Below are 5,091 nucleotides of genomic sequence, written 5' to 3' on the forward strand. Positions count from 1 at the left end.
TATGTGTATATTTATGATGGTTATTTCAATGGTTACTGTTGTTGAGGCAGTAGATACAAACGGTAAAGTTACAGTTACAAATGTAAAACCTGGGGAAACATATAAGATATTTAAAATCTTAACACTTGAAAGTTTTGATGAAACCAAAGGGGCTTATTCATATATAAGAAATGGTGATTCCTGGGATGGATTTATTAATTCAAGTGTTGCAAAAAAATATATAGAAACAAATAATGATGGTTATGTCACTTTTAAAGATGATCAAAAAAATGAAATTGGTGCACGTAATTTTGGTCTTCTTGCCATGGAATATGCGAAGAATAAAAATATTTCACCAACCGCAACTGCAAAAGCATCTAATGAGACAAATGCGAAAGTTGTATTTGAAAACTTACCACTAGGATATTACTTAGTAGAAACCAGTACAGGAACAGCTTGCAGTATTGATACAACTCATCCAAAAGTAGAAATAAGAGACAAGCATGCCTCTCCTAGTGTCAGTAAGCTTGTTGCCAATGGTGGAACAATAAGTAATAATAAGAAAAGAAATTCAATGAATCGTGGGGATAATGTCTTCTTTGAAACGATCATTAATGTTAAGCCACATGTCACAAACTATTGTTTACATGACTATATGAATCAATATTTGAAATATAATTCTGTACTTAAAGATGGTATTGCCTATTATAGTAATGAAAAAGATGAAAGCTTAAAGCGTAAATCTTTGAAGAAATATAACGATTACGTTTCAACAACCAATACAAATGACGGCTGTAATTTTCACTTGACTTTTACTGATTCGTTTTATAAGAAATATCAAGATGATATTGACTCAGGTAAGTTGACACAGATCTATATTAAGTATTTAGTGATACTTAGTAATGATGCACCTATTGATACACCACTCGTTAATACTTCTTATTTAACTTATGGTGAAAACTCAAGAACTGAAGAATCTAAAACAGAAACATTTACTTACAGTATCCCTATATTTAAATATACTGGATATAATAAAGCACTTGCTGGTGCAAAGTTTATCTTATCTAAAGATTCAAATCCAACTGAGACTAATGCATTAAAATTTGTTCAATCAGGAAGTAACTTTGATTATAATAGTAAGAATGGAAATGTTACACTAACATCCTATAGTGATGGAAAGATTAATATTAAAGGAATACAAGCAGATACATACTACTTAAAAGAAATAGAAGCGCCTAAAGGCTACAACTTAATAAAAACACCTATAAAGATAGTTGTTACATCGGATACTGATGGGAAAGGTGTTGTAAAGGTAGATAATGATGTGGTAGATCAAGTCAATGTATTGAATAACTATGGCTCATTACTACCTAGTACAGGTGGTATGGGTACAACACTCATCTATGCAATAGGTTGTATTTTAGTATTATCTTCTGGCGTCGTATTATTTTTAAAGAGAAGAACTAAATAAGGGATTTGCCTTATTTTTTTCTATCTGTTGACAACTTCATATAACATTTCTATAATAGTTCTTGTATCTTTGGGGCAGGTGAAATTCCTGATCGGCGGTAAAAGTCCGCGAGCGTAAAGCATGAACTGGTGTAATTCCAGTACCGACGGTATAGTCCGGATGGAAAAAGATGGCGTTTTTATGAAATGACTTTTTCAATCTCCTATAAGATATATAGGAGATTTTTTTTCGCCATAGAAAGAGGCAAAAATGAAAACTAAAAAACTAGTAATGGCAGCACTACTTGGTGCATTAGCTGCAATCTTAATGGTATTAGACTTTAATGTACCATTAGCACCTGGATTTATTAAATTTGACTTCTCAGACTTCCCAGTATTAATTGGTGGATTTGTATTCGGCCCAGTAACTGGTGTTTTAATCGCATTCTTAAAGATCGTTTTAAACCTTCTCTTTAAACCAACAACAACTATGTTTGTAGGAGAAGCATCTAACTTCTTACTAAGCGTATGTTATATGGGAGTAGCCTGCTTATATTATAGAAAGCATCGTACTAAGAAGGGTGCTGTAATAGGTATGGTACTTGCCACTATTACAACAAGCTTATTTGCGATTGCATCAAATATCTTAGTGATGTTCCCAATGTATGCTAAACTATTTGGTATGTCTATGGAACAGATTGTTGGAATGGTATCTGCAGTTAATCCATTTGTAAAAGATGTAACAACTATGGTTATTGCATCACTTGTTCCATTCAATCTCTTTAAATATGGTGTTATTTCTATCATCACATTCGTTTCTTACAAGAAAATCGAAGTTATTTTGAAAAAATATTCGAATTAAGCAAAAAATATATTGATTAATTTAGCCATATCATGTAATCTTTATACAAAAGCGTGAGGTGGAATAAAGATATGAAAGTGGTTAAATTTGGTGGCTCATCGTTAGCCAGCGCAACTCAATTTAAAAAAGTACATGACATCGTTCTAGAAGATACTGATCGTCATTATGTAGTTCCCAGTGCCCCTGGGAAAAGAAATAAAGAAGATACAAAAGTAACAGACTTATTGATTCTAGCTTATTCACATCACAATAAAGATGATTTTGAAGAAATCTATGACAGAATCAAAGAACGTTACAATGAAATCATTACTGAATTAGGTCTTGATATTTCTTTAGAAGAAGACTTTAAAAAAATTAAAGAAGAAATCAAGAAACAGAATAGTTTTGATTATACAATTTCACGTGGTGAATATTTAAATGGTAAAGTATTAGCTAATTATTTAGGCTTTGACTTTATTGATGCTGCCGATGTAATCTATATTGATAAACATGGTAGATATGATGAAAAGAGAACAGATGTAGCTCTTACAAAAGCTTTATCTGAACATGATTATGCAGTTATTCCAGGATTCTATGGACAGTTAAATGATGAATCAGGGCGTATTAAAGCCTTCTCTAGAGGTGGTAGTGATGTCACTGGTTCTATTGTTGCAAAATGTGCCTGTGCAGATTTATATGAAAACTGGACTGATGTATCAGGTTTCTTAATTGCAGATCCTCGTATTGTGAAAAATCCTAAACCAATTGCGACAATCACTTATAAAGAACTAAGAGAATTATCTTATATGGGTGCGAGTGTTCTACATCAGAATTCCATCTTCCCAGTAAGAAACGAAGGTATTCCTATCTTAATCAAGAATACAAATAGTCCAGAAGATCCAGGTACCTTAATTGTAGAAAGTACTTGTCATAAACCAGATCATGTTATTACGGGTATTGCAGGTAAAACAGGTTTTGCGACTGTTATGATTGAAAAAGACATGATGAACAGTGAAATCGGCTTTGGTCGTAAAGTCCTACAGGTATTTGAAGAACATGGCTTATCATTTGAACATATGCCTTCTGGTATTGATACAATGACTATCATTGTGAATAGTGATGACTTTATTGAAAAAGAACAGGCTATTCTTGCAGGATTACATCGTGCAGTACAGCCAGACTATATTGTCTTAGAATCTGATTTAGCCCTCATTGCGGTTGTAGGTCGTGGTATGAAGGACAGCCGTGGTACTTCAGCAAGAGTATTTAAAGCACTTGCGAAAGAAAATATCAACGTTAAGATGATTGACCAGGGTTCATCAGAATTAAATATCATCGTAGGTGTAAGAAACTGTTATTTCAAACCAGCTATCAAAGCTATTTATGATGAGTTTATCACAAGTGAAGACGATGAATAGAGAAGCAATTTGCTTCTCTATTTTTTTTGTTATAATATTGAGTGACATGTATATTATTATATGCTAATATATAGACAATTCATAAATAAGGGAGGTAATATTTACATGAAATACAAATTTACTGCATTATTAATTGAAATCATACATCCACTACTTACGGTATCCTATCCCTGTTTATGTGATGCTAGATGAGATTTCATATCGCTTAGCACTTAAGTCATAAAAGCCTTCATTTCGAAGGCTTTTTTATGTAAAAAAGAGGAGATGATCTCCTCTATACATTAATAGGTTTATTTCTTATACATATAATAAGACAGATGACAGCTAATATACAGGCAATAATATGAAATCTCATAAAGCTTACTAAACATATAAGAACCATAAGACTACCACATATCATATAAAGAGTATTCACTCTTCTTAATAATGCGCTCATACCAATAGAAAAACATCCAAGTACACCTGTCAATAGTACAAGATTTAATCCAAACATATAACAAATACTATTTATTGGCAACAAATACATGATTGCATATGCTATTAAAGTGATTACTAGAAATAGTGTAGAAAGTGGTAAATTACTCATTAAAGGATTTAATAAAGCATGATCAAATAGATGTATATGATTTCTTACATCCATCTCTACTAGAACACTAAGTATCGCATTAGACAATACAACGAGTATTGTAATAGTAGTAAGTGTTCCTAAAGAACCAACTAATTCTTTTTCTATCAAATGACGATCATGAATAAATAGTGTCATCACAGTAGCTCCAAGTAACCCTTGTATTAAACTTAATATTCCCTGAAATATAGAAATAGAACTATGTGAATGAATACCACATATAGCCATCACAAAAGAACCAGCCATGCCAATAAGAAAACAGAAGGCACTCAAACCAAAAGGTACAATAACCGTATTATATTCAAACAAATGAAACAAATTATACAACATGCCTACAATCTCATCCCCAATAGAAGGCTGTAAATGAATCACACCATGACTATATACTAAATTCACAAATAAGAAGCTAATAGCCAATGCTTCATACTTCTTTTTCATACCACCACTCCCTTATGCACTATTATAGTTCTTTTATATCGTTATACAATTACATATTGAATGTAAGCGGTTCTTATTGTCAATACATTTTGTGTACATTTAGATTATTCCCTTTGTGCACAACATAAATCAATAGGTTATAATAAACAAAGGGGTGATGGTATGAAGAAGGGCGTCATGATGCAGGGTTTTGAATGGTATCTTCCATCTAGTCCACATTTATGGAAAATATTAAGAATCAATGCCTTTAAGCTTAAAAAAGCAGGCATTACAGCTATCTGGCTTCCTGCCACTCTAAATGTGATTAAATATACTCACATCGAGATAATGTAAGTTCTCAC

The 5,091-nt window shown here is 32.3% G+C and carries 5 protein-coding genes and 1 riboswitch; of the genes, 4 read left to right on the forward strand and 1 reads right to left on the reverse strand.

The features are described 5' to 3' along the window. From ACT8VG_RS07075 to ACT8VG_RS07085, 3 genes are all read left to right on the forward strand, one after another. On the forward strand, positions 1-1,450 hold a 1,450-nt coding region (locus ACT8VG_RS07075; protein WP_444195494.1), incomplete at its 5' end, for a SpaA isopeptide-forming pilin-related protein. A 61-nt stretch (positions 1,451-1,511) separates the two neighbouring features. Next, positions 1,512-1,625: riboswitch (FMN riboswitch) on the forward strand. 74 nt (positions 1,626-1,699) lie between these two features. Further along, positions 1,700-2,290 (forward strand): ECF transporter S component, encoded by a 591-nt coding sequence (locus ACT8VG_RS07080; RefSeq protein WP_418220867.1) that lies wholly within the window; start codon positions 1,700-1,702, stop codon positions 2,288-2,290. Positions 2,291-2,361: 71 nt separating this feature from the next. Then, entirely contained in the window at positions 2,362-3,687 is a 1,326-nt protein-coding gene (locus tag ACT8VG_RS07085; RefSeq protein WP_444195495.1) for an aspartate kinase, read from the forward strand. A gap of 274 nt (positions 3,688-3,961) precedes the next feature. Here the strand turns inward: ACT8VG_RS07085 and ACT8VG_RS07090 are convergent, their stop codons facing one another. Next, complete coding sequence (locus ACT8VG_RS07090) at positions 3,962-4,750, reverse strand: hypothetical protein (protein WP_444195496.1); 789 nt, start codon at positions 4,748-4,750, stop codon at positions 3,962-3,964. Between the two features lie 162 nt (positions 4,751-4,912). Between ACT8VG_RS07090 and ACT8VG_RS07095 the strand changes: the two genes are divergently transcribed. Next, entirely contained in the window at positions 4,913-5,083 is a 171-nt protein-coding gene (locus tag ACT8VG_RS07095) for a hypothetical protein (protein ID WP_217107234.1), read from the forward strand. Positions 5,084-5,091 lie beyond the last annotated feature (8 nt).

Origin of the sequence: Catenibacterium sp. (assembly GCF_052354645.1) — a bacterium.
GTDB classification, from domain to species: domain Bacteria; phylum Bacillota_I; class Bacilli_A; order Erysipelotrichales; family Coprobacillaceae; genus Catenibacterium; species Catenibacterium mitsuoka_A.